Annotated in this window: 23 protein-coding genes; 16 read left to right on the top strand and 7 right to left on the bottom strand. The window is 42.7% G+C overall.

Translation table 11 applies throughout. The features are described from left to right. Positions 1–29: 29 nt before the first annotated feature. From KFB94_03365 to groES, 3 genes are all read right to left on the bottom strand, one after another. Positions 30–548 carry an SRPBCC family protein gene (locus KFB94_03365; protein ID QVL46153.1) on the bottom strand — a complete coding sequence of 173 codons (519 nt, stop codon included), beginning with the start codon at positions 546–548 and terminating at the stop codon, positions 30–32. A gap of 537 nt (positions 549–1,085) precedes the next feature. Beyond that, positions 1,086–2,732, bottom strand: a complete 1,647-nt coding sequence (groL, locus tag KFB94_03360) for a chaperonin GroEL (protein ID QVL46152.1) — start codon at positions 2,730–2,732, stop codon at positions 1,086–1,088. Between the two features lie 111 nt (positions 2,733–2,843). Beyond that, entirely contained in the window at positions 2,844–3,131 is a 288-nt protein-coding gene (gene groES, locus KFB94_03355) for a co-chaperone GroES (protein QVL46151.1), read from the bottom strand. Between the two features lie 156 nt (positions 3,132–3,287). Between groES and KFB94_03350 the strand changes: the two genes are divergently transcribed. The 7 genes from KFB94_03350 (at position 3,288) to KFB94_03320 (ending at position 9,123) form a co-directional block, all read left to right on the top strand. Beyond that, positions 3,288–3,839, top strand: coding sequence for a hypothetical protein (locus KFB94_03350; GenBank protein QVL46150.1), 552 nt, complete (start codon positions 3,288–3,290; stop codon positions 3,837–3,839). Between the two features lie 47 nt (positions 3,840–3,886). Then, the gene (locus KFB94_03345) at positions 3,887–4,945 is read left to right on the top strand and encodes an aldo/keto reductase (GenBank protein ID QVL46556.1); all 1,059 of its coding nucleotides are present in this window, start codon (positions 3,887–3,889) and stop codon (positions 4,943–4,945) included. Positions 4,946–5,032: 87 nt separating this feature from the next. After that, on the top strand, positions 5,033–6,340 hold the full coding sequence (locus tag KFB94_03340) for an adenosylmethionine--8-amino-7-oxononanoate transaminase (protein ID QVL46149.1): 1,308 nt from the start codon (positions 5,033–5,035) through the stop codon (positions 6,338–6,340). 5 nt (positions 6,341–6,345) lie between these two features. Beyond that, complete coding sequence (dacB, locus tag KFB94_03335) at positions 6,346–7,752, top strand: D-alanyl-D-alanine carboxypeptidase/D-alanyl-D-alanine-endopeptidase (protein ID QVL46555.1); 1,407 nt, start codon at positions 6,346–6,348, stop codon at positions 7,750–7,752. 184 nt (positions 7,753–7,936) lie between these two features. Continuing rightward, positions 7,937–8,296, top strand: coding sequence for an FKBP-type peptidyl-prolyl cis-trans isomerase (locus KFB94_03330; protein ID QVL46148.1), 360 nt, complete (start codon positions 7,937–7,939; stop codon positions 8,294–8,296). Then, positions 8,297–8,728: an OsmC family protein gene (locus KFB94_03325; protein QVL46147.1), complete on the top strand. Its 432-nt coding sequence runs from the start codon at positions 8,297–8,299 to the stop codon at positions 8,726–8,728. After that, positions 8,725–9,123 (top strand): VOC family protein, encoded by a 399-nt coding sequence (locus KFB94_03320; protein QVL46146.1) that lies wholly within the window; start codon positions 8,725–8,727, stop codon positions 9,121–9,123. Before KFB94_03325 ends, KFB94_03320 begins: the two co-directional genes overlap by 4 nt. Positions 9,124–9,151: 28 nt before the next feature. Here the strand turns inward: KFB94_03320 and KFB94_03315 are convergent, their stop codons facing one another. From KFB94_03315 to KFB94_03305, 3 genes are all read right to left on the bottom strand, one after another. Further along, positions 9,152–9,478: a DUF2322 family protein gene (locus KFB94_03315; GenBank protein QVL46145.1), complete on the bottom strand. Its 327-nt coding sequence runs from the start codon at positions 9,476–9,478 to the stop codon at positions 9,152–9,154. Positions 9,479–9,487: 9 nt separating this feature from the next. After that, positions 9,488–10,111, bottom strand: coding sequence for a 2-polyprenyl-3-methyl-6-methoxy-1,4-benzoquinone monooxygenase (gene coq7, locus KFB94_03310; GenBank protein QVL46144.1), 624 nt, complete (start codon positions 10,109–10,111; stop codon positions 9,488–9,490). Between the two features lie 113 nt (positions 10,112–10,224). Further along, entirely contained in the window at positions 10,225–11,703 is a 1,479-nt protein-coding gene (locus KFB94_03305) for a S41 family peptidase (protein ID QVL46143.1), read from the bottom strand. Positions 11,704–11,840: 137 nt separating this feature from the next. On the opposite strand from KFB94_03305, the gene KFB94_03300 reads away from it, so the two are divergent. Then, a complete protein-coding gene (locus KFB94_03300) occupies positions 11,841–12,131 on the top strand; it encodes a SelT/SelW/SelH family protein (protein QVL46142.1) in 291 nt (96 codons plus the stop codon). 9 nt (positions 12,132–12,140) lie between these two features. Here the strand turns inward: KFB94_03300 and KFB94_03295 are convergent, their stop codons facing one another. Then, the gene (locus KFB94_03295) at positions 12,141–12,671 is read right to left on the bottom strand and encodes a C40 family peptidase (GenBank protein ID QVL46141.1); all 531 of its coding nucleotides are present in this window, start codon (positions 12,669–12,671) and stop codon (positions 12,141–12,143) included. 172 nt (positions 12,672–12,843) lie between these two features. On the opposite strand from KFB94_03295, the gene KFB94_03290 reads away from it, so the two are divergent. From KFB94_03290 to KFB94_03255, 8 genes are all read left to right on the top strand, one after another. Beyond that, positions 12,844–14,796, top strand: a complete 1,953-nt coding sequence (locus KFB94_03290; protein ID QVL46554.1) for an ATP-dependent DNA helicase — start codon at positions 12,844–12,846, stop codon at positions 14,794–14,796. Between the two features lie 2 nt (positions 14,797–14,798). Then, the gene (gene arfB / locus KFB94_03285) at positions 14,799–15,197 is read left to right on the top strand and encodes an aminoacyl-tRNA hydrolase (GenBank protein ID QVL46140.1); all 399 of its coding nucleotides are present in this window, start codon (positions 14,799–14,801) and stop codon (positions 15,195–15,197) included. 48 nt (positions 15,198–15,245) lie between these two features. After that, the gene (gene tsaB / locus KFB94_03280) at positions 15,246–15,935 is read left to right on the top strand and encodes a tRNA (adenosine(37)-N6)-threonylcarbamoyltransferase complex dimerization subunit type 1 TsaB (protein QVL46139.1); all 690 of its coding nucleotides are present in this window, start codon (positions 15,246–15,248) and stop codon (positions 15,933–15,935) included. Next, positions 15,932–16,393 (top strand): ribosomal protein S18-alanine N-acetyltransferase, encoded by a 462-nt coding sequence (rimI, locus tag KFB94_03275; GenBank protein QVL46138.1) that lies wholly within the window; start codon positions 15,932–15,934, stop codon positions 16,391–16,393. The genes tsaB and rimI overlap by 4 nt, the downstream gene beginning before the upstream one ends. Continuing rightward, entirely contained in the window at positions 16,390–16,932 is a 543-nt protein-coding gene (locus tag KFB94_03270; GenBank protein ID QVL46137.1) for a hypothetical protein, read from the top strand. The genes rimI and KFB94_03270 overlap by 4 nt, the downstream gene beginning before the upstream one ends. 75 nt (positions 16,933–17,007) lie before the next feature. Then, entirely contained in the window at positions 17,008–17,595 is a 588-nt protein-coding gene (locus KFB94_03265; protein ID QVL46136.1) for a LemA family protein, read from the top strand. Between the two features lie 17 nt (positions 17,596–17,612). After that, a complete protein-coding gene (locus tag KFB94_03260; protein QVL46553.1) occupies positions 17,613–18,482 on the top strand; it encodes a TPM domain-containing protein in 870 nt (289 codons plus the stop codon). Then, a complete protein-coding gene (locus KFB94_03255; protein QVL46135.1) occupies positions 18,482–19,015 on the top strand; it encodes a TPM domain-containing protein in 534 nt (177 codons plus the stop codon). Before KFB94_03260 ends, KFB94_03255 begins: the two co-directional genes overlap by 1 nt. Positions 19,016–19,094 lie beyond the last annotated feature (79 nt).

Raw genomic sequence — 19,094 nt, 5'->3', positions numbered from 1 at the left:
ACCCAATGGTTGCCTTTTGTTTTGCTTGCTTACTCGGAGATTTTTTTTAAGTTAGTTAAACCAGATTCCAAAATACTCTCTACAGTAGCTTTCGCTGCCGCATCATCTTGACCTTCAGCACCAGGATTGGCTGGGTCTTTGCGTTTAAACATGGTGCGCCATGTCACCACAGTTTTATCACCAGCGGCCTCCACTTTGATCGTTGCACCAAACTCACGTAAAGGCAACACACTCTCAGTGATTTCAAATTTCATTATCCTACTTTCGGCATCGAAAGAAGTCAGTGTTTCATGCACATTTCCACCGTCTTGCAACGTGAGTACGCGCTTTGCCCCCACTTCATCCGCTTTGCCCTCAGTAAGCTCAGTTTTAGCAATCCCTGGTAACCAGCTCGCATCACCAAAATTACCTACTGTTGCCCACACTTTATCTGCGGGTGCGTTAATTTCAATGCTCTGTTTAACGCGAATTGTTTCATCAATCGCCGCATTTGCCACTAAAGAAAAACCTAATCCTGCTGCTAATAAAGCAGCTAACCACTTATTCATAATCACCTTTCTATGTAATCCGTTCAAACGCCCAAAATAGGCCTGCCTACTATACTGCACAACACCCATTGTGGCTAGCACACGGCAACATTTGATACGGCTTTATTGGCTTTGAAGAGAATTAAGTTAAGCAACAGAATAAAAAATAAAAGAAAAATAGGTGGTCGGATAGACCATTTTGGAGGGCATCAATCAGCAAAGCGTATTGCGTCGTATGGGATTTTTTGTGAGTTGGTTAAAAGCCCATACGGCGGGTTGCAATCCGCCCTACGCTGGCTGATATGTATAAACTTCTTAACACCATAGATTCGTTTTTAGGTTAATTTAAAATCTAATTTCTGCAGTCTTTGAATAAGTATCGTCAATAAAAATTGGTAGATAAAACAAAACCCGCCTAAGCGGGTTTTGTTTTAATACTAGGTCAGCATAGTTTTTAGCAAGTATAAGAGGCTAGTGCAATGCGCATTTTCGTAGACAATACATTGAGTATGACAAGAAAATGCAACGCCGCAATCGCTGCTTATACGAAGCTAAAAATTACATCATGCCACCCATACCGCCCATTCCGCCCATACCACCCATATCAGGCATTGCTGGTGCGTCTGCTTTTGGTGCTTCTGCAATCATGCAGTCTGTTGTTAGCATTAAGCCAGCAATAGAAGCTGCGTTTTGTAGTGCTGAGCGTGTTACTTTTGTTGGGTCTAAGATACCCATTTCTAGCATGTCGCCGTATGTTTCGTTTGCCGCGTTGTAGCCGTAGTTGCCTTTGCCGCCTGCTACGTTGCTAACTACTACTGAAGGCTCAGCGCCTGCGTTTGCAACGATTTGGCGTAGAGGCTCTTCAACCGCGCGTAGAACAATTTTAATACCAGCTTCTTGCTCTAGGTTATCGCCTTTTACTTTAGCGATTGCGTCACGTGCGCGAATCAATGCAACGCCACCACCAGCAACAATACCTTCTTCTACTGCTGCGCGTGTTGCGTGTAAGGCATCTTCTACACGGGCTTTTTTCTCTTTCATTTCTACTTCTGTTGCCGCACCCACTTTAATCACTGCAACACCGCCTGCTAATTTAGCCACGCGCTCTTGTAGTTTTTCGCGATCGTAATCGCTGCTTGATGCTTCAACTTCTGCTTTGATTTGTGTAATACGTGATTTGATATTGGCTTCTTGGCCAGCGCCGTCAATGATGATGGTGTTTTCTTTACCAATTTCAATGCGTTTCGCTGAACCTAAGTTTTCTAATTTAACATCTTCTAGTTTGAGGCCAACTTCTTCTGCAATCACAGTGCCGCCAGTAAGCACAGCAATATCTTCTAACATGGCTTTACGACGATCGCCAAAGCCAGGTGCTTTAACAGCTACTGTTTTCAAGATGCCGCGAATGTTGTTGACCACCAATGTCGCTAGTGCTTCACCGTCAATATCTTCAGCGACAATTAAAAGTGGACGGCCTTCTTTAGCCACTTGCTCTAGTGTTGGTAATAAATCACGGATGTTTGAGATTTTTTTGTCGTGTAATAACACGTATGGATTTTCTAGTAATGCGATTTGACGCTCTTGATTGTTGATGAAGTAGGGTGATAAGTAACCACGGTCAAACTGCATACCTTCAACCACGTCTAATTCATTGCTTAAACCAGAACCATCTTCAACCGTAATGACACCTTCTTTACCGACTTTTTCCATTGCATCAGCAATGATTTGACCAACTGATTCATCTGAGTTGGCTGAGATAGAACCAACTTGTGCGATTTCTTTGCTGGTTGTACATGGTTTTGATTGTTTTTTTAGCTCTTCAATTGCCGCTTCAACTGCTTTATCGATGCCGCGTTTTAAGTCCATTGGGTTCATGCCCGCTGCAACAGATTTCATGCCTTCACGGATAATTGCTTGTGCTAACACGGTTGCTGTTGTTGTACCGTCACCTGCGATGTCATTGGTTTTAGAAGCAACTTCTTTCACCATTTGTGCGCCCATGTTTTCAAATTTGTCTTGTAGTTCGATTTCTTTTGCTACAGAAACACCATCTTTAGTGATGGTTGGCGCGCCAAATGAGCGCTCTAGCACTACGTTACGGCCTTTAGGGCCTAGAGTAACACGCACTGCGTTTGCTAATACGTTGACACCAGTTACCATTTTTTGACGAACGTCATCGCCGAATCTTACGTCTTTTGCTGCCATTTAAAATTCTCCTAAATGCATTAATTATTCAATTTATTCGATTAATCATCTGTCGAAATTATTCGACTTATTAATCTCGTCGAAATTATTCGACTTAATATCCCGTCGAAATTATTCGACGATAGCCATGATGTCTGACTCAGTCATCACTAATAGTTCTTCGCCGTCTACTTTTACTGTTTGACCTGCGTATTTGCCGAATAATACTTTGTCGCCAACTTTAACGTCTAAGGCAATCACTTTGCCATTGTCGTCTTTTTTGCCGTTACCAATTGCAACAACAGTACCTTGGTCTGGTTTTTCAGTTGCTGAGTCTGGAATAACAATACCTGATGCGGTTGTGCGCTCTTCTTCAGAACGTTTAATTACAACGCGATCATGCAATGGACGAATTTTCATTAGATTTCTCCTTGGGTTATGCTTAAACTGTTAAATATAAATTAAAAATTGCAATGCGAGAGAGTTTAGCACTCTCACTGCTAGATTGCTAATTTGGGGCGATTGTTGTGATTTCAAGAGGCGATATTAAAAAAATTTGTTAAGGAGTATGAAGCGTTGGTAGAAGATGATGCATCAGTAGAAAAAGTGCAAGAACTTGGTATTCAGCAATTGAATTTCAGCTACGATAAAAGGCAAGATCGTTTATTGTTTCGTGTTGGCCTGACTGACGAAACAGAAATTGCGTTGTGGTTTACTTATCGGTTTTCAAGAAAGTTATGGGCTGCTTTAAATCAAGAGGCGCATTTGCCAGAACCTAAGTCTTTTGCCAATGCAGGGGTGACGCATGCTATTTCGCAATTTAAGCAAGAGCTTGAGGCGACAGAGGCATTGAAGAAAATGGATTTTGCAACCGAATATACGCCGCGTGAAGTATCACGTACTGCAGGTAATTTGTTGGCGGTGAGCTTTACTTTATCGGATGATGCCAAGCAATTAGAAGTGACTTGTTTAGAAGATATCGCGGTTAATTTTAATTTAACACCAGAGTTGATATTGGCTATTTGTAGCATGTTGCAAATGGCTGCCAAAGAAGCGGCTTGGCAAATCACCAGTGCAGTCCCTGCAATGATCATTGATGAGGCATCAATGTCTAAGGTGCTGCATTAAGAGTCAGTTGATATGAAAAACGTTAATCATGAGAAGGTCTTGAATTGATAGAAACAACCACATTAGGAAATACCGATATTGCCGTCTCAAAAGTGTGTTTAGGCACCATGACATTTGGCGATCAAAATACACAAACGGATGCCAATGCACAGCTTGATTATGCGTTGGCACAAGGCATTAATTTTATCGATACGGCAGAGATGTACCCCGTGCCGCCTAAAGCCGAAACGTTTACTCGCACGGAAACCATGATTGGTCATTGGTTAAAAAATCAAGCACGAGACAAGATTGTGTTGGGCAGTAAAGTGTCAGGGCGTAATCGTAATTTATCTTGGATACGCAATGGCGATGATGCATTAACACCAACCAATATTCGATCTGCGATTGAAGGATCGCTAAAGCGATTACAGACTGATTATCTCGATTTATACCAAATTCATTGGCCTGAGCGTAATGTGCCATTATTTGGACAATATCAGTTTGATCCCGCACTTGAGTTTGATGAAACGGGCGCAGAAAAAGCGTGGGTGAGTATTCAGACCCAATTAGAAACCTTGGCTGACATGGTCAAACAGGGCAAAGTGCGAGCGATTGGCGTTTCTAATGAAACACCTTATGGCGTAATGGAATTTTGCCGTATTGCTGATGTCTATCATTTGCCGCGGATTGCGACCATTCAAAATGGCTACAACTTGATAAACCGCGGTATGGAGTTTGGATTAACTGAGATTTTATATCGCGAGAATATTAGTCTGCTAGCCTATTCGCCATTGGCATTTGGTCATTTGAGTGCAAAATATATCGACAATCCGCAAGCAAAAGGACGTGTGACGCAATTTCGTGGTTATGCACAGCGCTATACTAAGCCGAGTGTGGCGCCTGCAGTCAGTGCTTATGCCCAGTTAGCACGTGCGAATGGATTAACGCCAACACAAATGGCGCTCAGCTTTGTGTATCATCGTTGGTTTGTGAGTAGTACCATTATTGGTGCCACCAATATGACACAACTCAAAGACAATATAGCGGCTTATCAAACCGTGCTGAGTGATGATTTGTTGCATGCGATTGAGCAAATTCATTTAAGCATGATGAATCCTGCACCTTAGTTAATGGCGGGATGTGCCTCTTGATGGATATCTATCTACAGCTTCTTTTAACGCAACTATTTTAGAAAAACACCCACAATTTCACTCATGACCAATCAAGATTTACTCAATAGAAGCCTACAGTCAGTTTGGCATCCATGCACGCAAATGAAGCAGCATGAACAATTGCCGTTAATTCCGATTAGCAGTGGCGAGGGCATGTGGTTGATCGACGTGGAAGGCAAGCGCTACTTGGATGCGGTGAGCTCGTGGTGGGTGAATTTGTTTGGGCATAACAATCCTCGTATTAAAGAAGCGATTAAACAACAGCTCGATGCTTTAGAGCATGTGATGTTGGCAGGGTTTACCCACGAACCCGTGGTAGCTTTGTCAGAAAAGTTATCGCATTTAACTGGTTTGGGTCATGCTTTTTATGCGAGTGATGGCGCAAGTGCAACTGAAATTGCCTTGAAAATGAGCTTTCATTATTGGCGCAATCATGGCAAGGCAAGTAAAAATAAATTTATTAGTTTGCAAAATAGTTATCACGGCGAAACATTGGGTGCACTTGGTGTGACTGATGTGGCTATTTTTAAAGATACCTATGCACCTTTGTTGATGCAGTCGGCCCAGATGCCTAGCCCAGATGCTCGATTAGCGGAAGCTGGCGAAAGTGCCGAGGCATTTGCCTTGCGTTGCGCGCAGGCTTTAGAAACCTATGTCGCGCAACATCATGCTGAGTTGGCTGCTTTTATTATTGAACCGCTGATACAGTGTGCGGCAGGAATGGGTATGTATGATGCGATTTATATCAAACGTGCGCGTGAGATTTGTGATCAATATCATGTGCATTTAATTGCGGATGAAATTGCAGTCGGTTTTGGACGAACAGGCACCATGTTTGCCTGTGAACAAGCGCAAATTACACCCGATTTTATTTGTTTGTCAAAAGGCATTACTGGAGGCTATTTGCCTTTATCGGCGGTGCTAACAACAGATGAAGTATATGCCGCGTTTTATGATGACAGTGCTATCAAAGGTTTTTTGCACAGCCATAGTTATACGGGTAATCCGTTGGCTTGTCGTGCGGCATTGGCAACATTGGCAATCTTTGAAACGGATGATGTGATTCGGGTTAATCAGCAAAAATCAGCGATATTAAACCAGAAAATGCAAGCACTTACTCACCTTCCTATTAAGCATTTGCGCAATAAAGGTATGATATGGGCATTTGATGTCGATACCAAGCATACGGCGTTTGCAACAGCTTGCTATCAACAAGCATTGCAACACGGCCTATTACTAAGACCTATTGGTAAGACCGTTTACTTGATGCCGCCTTATATCATTAACGAAGCTGAGATGGATATGATGGTGCAAGCGACACTGACTTGTCTGGCGCAAGGCTTGTATTAAAGATGATGAATAGACTCGTCATTTTTTTTAGTTTGATGCTGGGGGCAAACATGGTCTTTGCTGGCTTGCCAGTAGAGATTGGTAATGCACTAAAAAAAGCCGGCATACCTGAATCGGGGACTGCTATTTTTGTGCAAGCCATTGATGATGATAAGCCAATAATTAGTCTCAATGGTGATCAGCCAATGCATCCAGCCTCGGTGATGAAGTTGGTCACAACTTACGCTGCGCTAGAAATACTAAAACCATCATTTCATTGGAAAACAGAAGTGTATCGAGATGCCGTTATCGACCATGGTGTTTTACATGGCAATCTGATTATTAAGGGCTATGGCGATCCAAGTTTTAAAGAGGATGACTTTAGGCAGTTATTGTTGCGTTTGCGTCAGCAAGGCCTTGCAACAATTGAAGGCGATTTGGTAATTGATAAAAGTTATTTCGCCAATAGTATTGCCAATCATAAAGTGTTTGATAATGAAATATGGCGCGCTTATAACGCTTTGCCAAGTGCATTTTTAGTCAATGGACGGCATACGAGTTTCAAATTGATGGCGCATAAGGATGCCGTTAATATTGCGCAAGAGGTGCCATTGCCCGAAGTAGAGATTGTCAATAACATGAAATTAATAAAAGGCGGTTGTGGGAGTTGGCGTGATCGCTTGCGCTACGATGTAGATGCAAGTAAAACAAAAGCAATAGTGACATTTACCGGCCGATTTTCTGCTGAATGTGGCGAAAAATATTTGGAGTTGAGTGTATTTGATGATGAACAGTACGCTTTTTTTATGTTTCGTAAGCTATGGCGTGAACTGGGTGGAACGTTTAATGGCAATGTGAGAAGTCAAAATGAAATGCCATTGCAAGTAATTAAATTAGCCGAGCAAGCTTCTCAGCCCTTAGCAAATGTGGTGCGAGACATTAATAAATGGAGCAATAATGTGATGGCTAAGCAGCTATTGCTAACAATAGGCGCAGAACAGCAAGGACAGCCTGCAAGTGAAGTAAGTGGCATGTTGGCGGTTAAATCTTGGCTGATGGATAAAGGGAGAAATGTCGATAAGCTAGTGATAGAAAACGGTTCTGGATTGTCTCGTGTTGAGCGTGTTGCCGTCAACAACTTAGGCCAGATGTTGATTGATGCTTATCAAGGGCCCACTATGCCAGAACTGCTGTCATCCTTACCTATTCTTTCATTGGATGGTACATTAATCAATCGATTAAAAGGCACGCAAGTCAGTGCTAGAGCGCATATGAAAACAGGCTCTATCAATGGTGTTAGTGCTATTGCGGGCTATGTATTAGATGCAAAAAACCGGCGCAATGTAGTGGTGATGATTGTGAACGACATCAAAGCATCTTCTAGTAAAAATGCGCAAGATGCATTGATTAAATGGGTATATGAACGCCCTTGATTGCATGGTTCTTTAGAACTTAAATGATTATGCAGTATCATATTGACTTCTTTTAAATGATCGTTGAGTGACCATGATGAACCAATTAAAACCAATTATTTTAGCCGCATGCTTGTTATCATTATTAAATGCGTGCCAGGCAGAGTCTAACCATCTTACAAATGACAATAAGGAAACAACAGGCATGACACAAACAATAACTGAACTAATGAAAAATGATACCGTTGTTGGTGATGGACGTGAAGCGGAGCCAGGCTTTATGGTATCTGTCCATTATACAGGCTGGCTATATGACGAAAACGCACCAGACAAGAAAGGTGAAAAATTTGATAGTTCAGTGGATAGAGGTCAACCATTTGAGTTTGCTTTAGGAGCTGGACAGGTCATTCAGGGTTGGGATCAAGGCTTTGCGGGGATGAAAATTGGCGGTAAACGTACATTAATTATTCCATCTGAAATGGGCTATGGTGCACGCGGCGCTGGCGGTGTGATACCGCCAAATGCAACTTTAGTATTTGATGTTGAACTACTGGATGTGAAGTAAATGCAGGTCCGCATTAAATGGATTGAGGATGTCGCCTTTATTGGTGAATCTGAAACTGGGCATGCTGTTGTGATGGATGGCGCACCTGAAAATGGTGGCCGTAACATCGGCATGCGCCCAATGGAGATGTTATTAATTGGTATGGGTGGATGTACCTCATTTGATGTTGTGACCATCCTTAAAAAGTCTCGTCAAGCGGTGACAGATTGCGTGGCAGAAATTACTGCAGAGCGCGCTGCTGATGTCCCCAAAGTATTTACCAAGATTCATGTCCATTTTGTGGTGACTGGGCGTGATTTAAACGATAAACAAGTTCAGCGTGCAGTGTCTTTATCAGCAGAGAAATATTGCTCTGCATCTATTATGCTGAGCAAAAGTGTAGTCATTACGCATGATTATGAAATTAAAGCAGTGGAGGTTATTCAAGCATGATTCAGCCTGATGGCATGATTGGGATTCGGCATATTGCACTGTTTGTGAAGGAATTGGAAACTGCAATTGATTTTTATACCCGCATCATGGGAATGCAGATTGAATGGCAGCCAGACGCTGATAATGTATATTTAACCAATCAAGGTGATGTATTTGCGCTGCATCGCGTAGATTACACGCCTGATGCAAGGCAGCGACTCGATCACATTGGGTTTGTACTGGATCGACCAGAAGCCGTAGATGACTGGTACGATTATTTTGTTAAGGAAGGTGTACGAATAACAGAGAAGCCTAAAACCCACCGGGATGGTTCACGTGGGTTCTATTGCTTGGATGCGGTCGGTCATTTGCTCGAGCTTATTTATCATCCGCCTATTGCGCGACTATCAGCATAAGCTACGCATAGACTAGCAGACTAGCAGACTAGCTATCTTGGGCATAAATAATCTTTACTGTTAATGGATCTTGGTCTTCGATAACATTAAATAATCGATCAATATTAGGATGTTTGCCAGGATTGTCTTCCGCATCTGCCGTATGCTCTGCGTATAACGACAAGCCTTCTACTGCTGCATCAATATTAATGCTTCCAAACGTTTTGTATAAGTGATTAAACACTTTTACTGAGCCAGCACTACCTGGTCTATTGTGAATAACGCCTGCCGATTCACCATCCTCATAATACAGTTCAATGCGAAGCACATCGTCCGCATCGTCTAAATCCAGTAATACATCTTTAAACTTATCCATTTCAACCCTTTAAACGTAATACGCAGTTGTTGTCATTACTTTTGATGAAGTTCTCATGACTTTTTTGATAGAAGCGGGAAGTTCAGCTGCGCCTAAATTAACCGCTTCTTGTGCGTGAGATATTTCATCAATATGCATTTGCTCAATTATTGCCCTTGTTTTTTTATCGTGATTAGGTAATTGTGCTAAGTGGCTAGCTAGGTGAGCACTCACTTGTTGCTCGGTTTCTGCTAAAAAGCCTAAATTCCATTTATCACCAATTGCGCCAGCTATAGCGCCTATTGTAAAACTGCCCATGTACCATAGTGGGTTGAGAAAGCTTTTTCTGCCTCCCAACGCATTTATTCGAGATTCACACCATGCAAGATGGTCTGTTTCCTCTTTGGCAGCATGTTCTAGCGCTGCTACTACTTCTGGATTGCGTGAGGTCAATGCTTGGCCACTATACAAAGCTTGTGCACAGACTTCACCAACATGATTGACGCGCATTAAGCCAATCACTTTTCGTTTTTCATTCGACGTTATTTCATCATCTTCAATTGCGGCGTCTGGGTGTGCGCGCGTTGCTTTTGCTTCTGCAAAAACAGTACGTAATGCCGTATCAAATGTCTTAATAAATCTATCCATCAACATGGAGCCAGTTTAATTTAAATTGTTATTAAAGCAACTAATTTTATGTGTTTTTTTGTAACAAAAAACCCTGTAGCAGCTATCACTACAGGGTTTGCTTTAAATACGTGATTAGGTTACTTTTTATCTGTTTTTTTATTGTCAGTTTGTTTGGTATTTACTGCATTCTCTGCTGATTTTTCTTTCTCTTTTGGTATAGATTCAACAGGCAGTCCTTTTAATACATTCATCGCTTGTACAAATTGAAAGTCATCTTTAGTCGCTGGTTCAATAGGACCTTTTGGCTCTGCAAATTTCTCTTCCTTGGCTTTTATCATTGCCTCTTCTTTTTGTTTGCTTACCTCGTCAGTCGGTTTAACGTTACCTCCATCTTGTAAACTATCTTTAGGATTGGATAAATGGCCCGTTAAGTCTGCTTCATGTACTTTTAATGAATCGTCGGAACCATCACCAACTTGAATATCGGGCTCAATACCTTTTGCTTGGATAGAGCGTCCATTTGGTGTGAAATAACGTGCAGTTGTGAGCTTAATTGCACTGCCATTATTCATTGGTAAAATGGTTTGTACAGAGCCCTTACCAAAACTGGTGACACCTAAAATGGTTGCACGTTTATGGTCTTGCAGTGCGCCAGCAACGATTTCAGATGCTGATGCAGAGCCTGCATTTAACAAAACAACAATTGGCGTTGTTTTATAATCTTCAGGCACTGTTTTAAGATAATCTGATTTGCCACGGCGTGCATAATCTCTCGGATTGGCTGTTAAATTCATTTTTGAATCTTCTATTCTGCCTTCCGTATATACAACTAATTTGTCTTTTGGCAAGAATGCTGCTGATACTCCTACGGCAGCATCTAATAGACCACCAGGATTATTGCGCAAATCTAATACCAAACCCTTGAGTGGCTTCTTGTTTTCTTTTTGCAATGATATCAATGCCTTAGCTAAATCTTCACCTGTGTGCTCTTGGAATTGTGTAATGCGAACATAACCATAATCCTGTTCTAAATATTTATTTTTGACGCTTTGCGATTTGATGGTGTCTCGTGTAATCGTGAATGTCAGTGGTTTATCGACATTTTTACGCAAAATGGTTAAGTTGATTTTTGTGCCTGGTGCACCACGCATAATTTTAACGGCATCGTTTAATGTCATGCCTCTTACTTGCTTGTCGTCTAGCTTCATCACCAAATCGCCAGCTTGTAAACCAACTTTGTAAGCTGGACTGTCTTCAATAGGCGTTACAACTTTAACCAGGCCATCTTCCATACTCACTTCAATACCCAAGCCGCCAAACTCACCTTGCGTACCTGCTTGTAAATCTTTATAGGCGTCTTTATCCATATAGGCTGAATGTGGATCTAAACCTTGTAGCATGCCAGATAGCGCTTCATCAATCAGCTTTTTATCTTCAACAGATTCTACATAGTCAGTTTTAACCTTGCCAAAAACTTCAGCAAAAATACGTAAATCATCGATGGGTAGATCGGTTCCGCCAACTTTTTCAGCTAGCGCGCTTAAGTTGAGACTAATCAGTAAACCAATTAAGATACCTGATAGGATTAGGCCAAATTTTTTAAATATTGCGTGCATGTATTGCCTTTGTTATTAAGATGAAATTTATAATGATCAGTGTATAAGAATACTGAATAATATAATAGTTTCATTTTCCCGTTAATTTAAATACATTATATCGCTTGATTGCAAAAAACGGTTAACAGGAGAATGTAGTGAATCATAGATATTATGTTGAGATTGAATACTGTACCCAATGTCGATGGTTATTAAGAGCCGCTTGGATAGCGCAGGAACTGTTGACAACGTTTGAAGCGGATTTGCAAGCGGTTGCTTTGGTACCTGGCACCGGCGGTAATTTTATCGTGAGGTTGAATGCGATGGTGTTGTTTGATAGAAAAGTGGCTGGACGCTTTCCTGAGTCAAAAGAGCTGAAGCAACTGATACGAGATAATGTTGATCCAGAACGTGACTTAGGCCACAGTGATAAACGATCTGATTCATAATGGATATCTTTACTTTGCTGCAATTGCGTCTATGCGTTTAGCGCCATTAAAGTGCTGTTGCCAATAACCTGATGCCATATTTTCAATAGTGACTGTTTTACCTGCACGTGGTGCGTGAATAAAATCACCATCACCGATGTAAATCCCAACATGGGAATAGGCGCTGCTTCTTGTATTGAAAAAAACCAAATCACCCGGTTGTAATTCATTTGGCGCTACCGACTGACCAACTCTGCTCAAGCCGCCTGTCGTGCGCGGTAATTCGACATTTGCTGCTTGATTGAACACGTAGTTTACAAATCCGCTGCAGTCAAATCCTGTCTCAGGTGAGTTGCCGCCGAGTTTATATCGGCTACCTTCTAGGCTCATTGCCTGTATGAGTACATTTTGCGATAGGGTTTGCGTGGCGCCAATTGAGTTGTCATCATCAAAAAAAGTGAGCGTAACGCCTTCTATGTTTTTTGTACTGAAATTAGCGAAGACGAGGTTTGGTGGCGCCAAACTTACAGTCAAAAAAATATAAAAAATAAAGCGTTTCATCGTATTCACTTAAAGCTTGTGCCTTTTTTGTTAGCACAGTAATGATACCTTAATTTAACCAAAATCCAGTAGCCGTCGCACCTTATTTAAGACATCCAGCCATCAAGAGATTAATTTGATTCAATTTGTTGCATTGCGTGCATCAAAGTCGATTCATGGGATAATTGACGATATGTCTGAGCAAGCCAACCACAATACAGTATTGAGCCATATTTTTGCTACGCAAGGGCCGTTGGCTAAGGCAATTAACGGATATTCTGAGCGCGCTGAGCAGTTAACAATGGCAGAAGCGATTGCCGATGCCATCGCACAAAACAAACAGCTGGTCGCCGAAGCGGGAACTGGTACTGGCAAAACGTTTGCTTATTTGGTGCCTGCCTTACTTTCTGGCGGTAAAGTAATTATTTCCACCGGTACTAAAACCTTGCAAGATCAATTGTTTAATCGAGATTTACCCAATGTGCGCGATGCACTCAAAGTGCCAGTCACAGTCAGCATGCTAAAAGGGCGGGCTAATTATGTGTGTCATTATCATTTGGAGCGCGCAGAGCAAGATGGACGATTTGCTTCGCGAGAAGATGCTAAATATATACACTTGATTAAAAGCTTTGCTGAACATAGTAAAACGGGCGATAAAAGCGAATTGGTTGCAGTGCCAGAAAACGCAACAGTTTGGTCTAATGTCACCTCTACCCGTGAGAATTGCCTAGGTCAAGAATGCGGTTTTTACAAAGATTGTTTTGTCATGGAAGCGCGTAAAAAGGCATTGGCTGCTGATGTGGTGGTGGTCAATCACCATTTATTTTTTGCTGATGTGATGTTGCGCGATGAAGGGGTAGCTGAATTGTTGCCTAGCGCCAATACTGTCATATTTGATGAGGCACATCAATTGCCAGAAGTTGCAGGTTTGTTTTTTGGCGAAGATGTATCAACTAATCAGTTATTAGAATTATGTCGCGACAGCACTTCAGCGTACCTTACTTTAGCAAAAGATTGTATTGCTTTGAGTGAAGCTGTGCCGCCACTCGAAAAAGCGGTCAAAGATTTTAGGTTAATCTTTGCTTATGAAGGCGCGCGCATGCCTGTCCAAAAAGCGTTAGCGTTGAAAGGATTCGAAGATGCTTACAATCAGATGCAAACACAATTGGTTTCGTTAACAAAGGTGTTAGAGAGTCAAGCGGCACGTGACCCAATGCTCGAAAAATGTTGGCAACGTGGCGAAGCGTTATTCATACAATTGAAACGTTGGCACACAGCAGAAAATAGCAATTTAGTGCGTTGGGTGGAAGTATTTACCCAATCAGTGCAATTGCATGCCACACCCCTCAGTATCGCTGATGGCTTTGGTAAACAACTCAATGCCGAGCCACGTACCTGGATTTTTACCTCTGCCACTTTGGCAGTAAAAAGTGATTTTAGTCACTATCAAGCGCAAATGGGGTTATTGCAGGCAGAAACTTTATACTTGCAAAGTCCATTCGATTACGCGCAACAGGCGTTGCTCTATGCGCCTGCCAATATGCCCGACCCGAATAGCCCAAATTATATAACGGCGGTTGCGGAGGCGGCATTGCCTGTGATACAAGCCAGCCAGGGCCGTGCATTTATGCTATGTACATCGTTACGTGCCATGCGAGAAATCTATGCATTACTAAAAGAATCGTTTGCTAACAACGGGATGGAATATCCTTTGTTATTGCAGGGCGACAGCACGCGCACAGAATTATTGGATCGATTCCGTGCGCATGGCAATGCCGTGCTTGTCGGCTCGCAAAGTTTTTGGGAGGGTGTGGATGTGCGTGGTGAAGCCTTAAGTGTGGTTATTATCGACAAACTACCATTTGCCCCGCCGGATGACCCAGTCTTATCCGCGCGCATAGATAAGCTAAATACAGAAGGCAAAAATGCTTTTATGGAATACCAATTGCCCTACTCTGTCATCACATTAAAACAAGGCGCAGGCCGCTTAATCCGAGATGAAACCGATAGAGGCGTATTAATGATTTGCGATCCGCGACTCATTACTAAATCATATGGCAAACGGATTTGGCAAAGTTTGCCGCCTTTTAAAAGAACAAAAGTATTGGCAGAAGTGGAAGCATTTTTTAATGAGGCGCAGCGTTAGCGATGTTGCAAATTGGTGAAGCAGACTATGTTTTAACTGCCGTACGTGCGCAAGGTGCTGGTGGACAGAATGTCAATAAAGTGTCGAGTGCGATTCATTTGCGGTTTGATATTGTTGCTTCCAGTTTAAGCGATACCTTAAAAGCAAGGCTATTGAGTAGCAAAGATAAGCGTATTACGTCTGCAGGTGTGCTCATCATTAAAGCACAACAATTTCGCACGCAAGAGGCGAATAAAAAAGAAGCGATTAAGCGCTTACATGCGATTGTGAATGCGGCCAATCATGTGCATCCAACCCGATATTTGACCCGGCCAACTAATGGTTCTCAGAAGCGTCGATTAGAAAGTAAAACGCAGCGTGGGCGTGTGAAAGCATTGCGAGGACGTATTGCTGATGAGTGAAGTGATTATTTAGAGCGGATATGCCGTTTTAATGTCAAAATAATACCTATGAAATTATTGGCTTTTGATGCCTCGACTGCATTGTTGTCGATTGCTTTACAAATAGATGAACAGCTTGAAACAGTTGATATTCAAGCAGGGCAAGCTGCTTCTCAATTGATTTTGCCGCAGATTCAATTGCTATTGGATAAAGCAAAGTTAAATTTAAGCGATTTAGATGGCATTGCTTTTGGTGCAGGCCCCGGCTCGTTTACTGGTGTGCGCATTGCGTGTGGAGTGGCGCAGGGCTTGGCTTTTGGCGCCAATCTGCCTGTCGTTGGTGTGAATGTTTTAATGGCATTGGCCGAAGCCAGCGGTGCTGAACGCGTAATTGCGGCATCGGATGCGCGGATGGCAGAGGTGTATCATGCCGTCTATATACGTGAAGATGGCGAGTGGTGTGAAGTGCAGGCGGCTGGTGTTTATAAACCACAACAAGTGCCTGCAGTTGAAGGTGGTGATTGGGTTGGCGTGGGCACTGCTTGGAAAGTATATGGCGAAAGTTTGCGAGAGCAATATCAACAACAGCTGGTAAACACCTTGCCCGAAATGACACCAAAAGCAGAGGCGATTTTGCGCTTGGCTTTGCCAATATTTGCACGTGGTGAGGCGGTTTGCGCCAGCGAAGCGAAACCGATTTACATCCGTAACCGGGTTGCATTAACATCAAAAGAGCGTGAGCAAGGTTTGCGATTATGAGTGCTGTATTAAAACCAAACTATGCATTTAGGTTGATGCAAGAGGTTGATTTAGATGCCGTGATGCATATTGAGCCAACAATTTATTCTCATCCATGGACGCGCGGCAACTTTAATGATTCGCTGAAATCGCGTCATGACGCTTGGGTGTTGACGCAACAGGACGAAGTCGTTGGCTATGCATTGATGATGATTGTGTTAGATGAAGCGCATTTACTCAATATTAGTGTCGCTAAACCGCATCAACAGCAAGGTTTAGGTCGCATGCTGTTAACACATATGATAGACCGTGCGCGAGCGCTTGATACATTGAACATGTTTTTAGAAGTAAGAGCGAGCAATATTGCCGCGATTACTTTGTACGAAGACGTTGGCTTTGTTGAAATGAGTATACGCCGTGGCTATTATCCTGCCAAAAAAGGGCGAGAAGATGCCGTTTTAATGGGATTGGTATTATGATGAACCGTGAAGATATCTTACGTGAATTGGAATTATTGCCAGTGTGGCAATTGCGTAATCCGCCTGTCACAGATAAAAAAACAGAGATTTTGCCCTCAGCGCCATTGATTGAGCAGGCGCGTCAAGACCATCAAGCTGAACCGCATGTATCGCGAGGTTTGACATGTAGGCTCATTGTAAGTGAAGATGGTCAATGGTTGTTTGCACTAAAACAGCAGCATCAAGACGAAGCAGAAACGCTACTCCAAAATATGTTAAAAGCAATTGCGGTGAAAATTGGGCACGATATCAATGCAGCGCAACTAACAGCAATGGCAGATTTTAAGCCGAAGGTGATGGTAGTGATGGGGGAATTGGTGGCGCAACAGCTATTAGCGCTTGACTTACCATTGGTGAAATTACGTGGCGCAGTGCATAGGTTAAACGAAATGCCAGTGATTGTGACTTATGCGCCAGATGACTTGTTGCAACATGTCAAGGACAAAGCAAATGCTTGGGAAGACTTGTGTTTAGCAAGATTGACCCTGGCTCACTTGTAATACTTCCAACAAGCACAATATAGATGTATGCAATGCGTTCATTTGTTTAACCATCCCTTATTTTGAAGGAAAACCATGAAAAACCTATTTCAGAAATGTGTGGTAGTGATGGCTTTGTTGACACTATCGGGTTGTGGCTATAATCAGTTTCAAGCCTTAGATGAAGAAGCGAAAGCCAGTTGGGCTGAGGTGCTGAATCAGTACCAGCGCCGCGCTGATTTAGTACCTAATTTGGTGAGTACGGTTAAAGGTTATGCGGCCCATGAGAAAGAAGTATTGACCGATGTGACCAATGCACGTGCGAGTGTTGGCAGTATCCAAATGACGCCAGCGTTGCTCAATGACCCGGCCGCGATGGCTAAGTTTCAAGCAGCGCAAGGGCAAATGACCAGTGCGCTATCACGTCTTATGTTGGTTGCTGAGAATTATCCTAATTTGAAAGCGGATCAAGGGTTTAGAGACTTGCAAGCGCAATTGGAAGGTACTGAAAATCGGGTAACCGTTGCGCGTAATCGCTTCATTCAGACTATTAAAAACTATAACGTAGTGGTGCGAAGCTTTCCAACCAATTTAACTGCAATGATGATGGGCTATGAAACAAAGCCATCATTTACGGTTGAAAATGAAGCAACCATTTCAGCGCCACCTAAAGTTGAGTTTTAATCGTTAAGCATAGGCAAATACCGTTGTCTTTTAAAGCAGGTTTATCAACCTTATTAGCGGCTTTCCTGTTTGCGTCGCAATTGACGCTAGCAGCGTTAGTAGATGTGCCCGTATTTTCTGGGCATGTAGTAGATTTGACCAAAACATTATCCGCTTCTCAACAATCTGAACTTGCGGAAAAGTTAAGCAATTACCAAGAAACGAAAGGCAGCCAAATAGCCGTATTATTGGTGCCAACTACACAGCCAGAAGCCATTGAACAATATGCCATTCGCGTGGTGGATGCATGGAAGGTTGGCCGTAAAATGATTGACGATGGCATATTGGTTTTGATTGCAAAAGATGATCGCAATATGCGGATTGAAGTGGGTTATGGCTTAGAAGGTGCGGTGACGGATTTATACGCCAAGCGCATTGTTAGTGAAATAATGACACCTTATTTTAAGCAAGGTGACTTTGCTGGCGGCATTGATGCGGCAACCAATCAATTAATCGGTTTGATTGATGGTGAACCACTGCCTGCACCAACAAAGCAACATGGTAATACTGACCAATTAGAGGGCATGATGCCGCTGTTGTTATTTGGAGGACTCATTTCAGGCATGATGTTGCGTGCTGTATTTGGGACATTTTTTGGTAGTGCATTAAATGGCGGCTTAGTAGGCGCTATTGTTTTCTTTGTTGGTCTATCAATCGTAGGTGCTGGCGTGCTAGGTGTCATTGCTTTTTTCTTTACCATCATGATGGGCAATCGCGGTGTTAATGGTTATGGTGGCTACCCAATGGGTGGTGGTTTTGGCGGTGGATTAGGCGGTGGGCTAGGCGGTGGTTTTGGCGGCGGCATGGGTGGCGGTTTTGGTGGCGGTGGCGCTTCGGGGAGTTGGTAATGTTTACACATACAATGCGATTTTTTAGACATTTATTCAGCAACCCTTGGCAGGTAAAAAGGCATTTTTCTGCGCAAGCTTTGCAACATATAGAAGCGGCAATTACCGCTAGCGAGTCCAAGCACACAGGTGAAATTCGCTTTGTGGTGGAGGCGGGTTTGCATCCTTATGAAATATTATCCAAAAAGACGCCCAGAAATCGGGCTATTGAATTATTTTCGCTGCTCAATATATGGGATACCGAACAGAATAATGGGGTTTTGATTTATTTGTTGCTGGCTGACCGCGATGTTGAAATAGTCGCAGACCGGGGCATTGATCGGCATATTGGCTATGATCAATGGGAGATGAGTTGTCATGAAATGGAAGTGATGTTTCGGCGAGGCGAATTTGAGCAGGGCGTGATGCAGGGCTTACAGTTAGTAAGTAAGGCGCTAGAACAACACTTTGGCATAGACAGTATCAAAAATAATCGTAAAAAAGCCATACAGCGTAAAACAAATGAGTTACCAGATAAGCCACTTATTTTATAGTGCTGCTAGCATATGCTCAGTTTTAACGGGTTAAATAGCAGACTAAGCGTAAGCTATTAGCTGACTTAAACGATGTTTC

The organism is Methylophilaceae bacterium (genome assembly GCA_018398995.1).
Classification (GTDB): Bacteria; Pseudomonadota; Gammaproteobacteria; order Burkholderiales; family Methylophilaceae.
The sequence above is the reverse complement of the archived record's forward strand: the minus strand, read 5'-3'. Positions and strand labels throughout refer to the sequence as shown.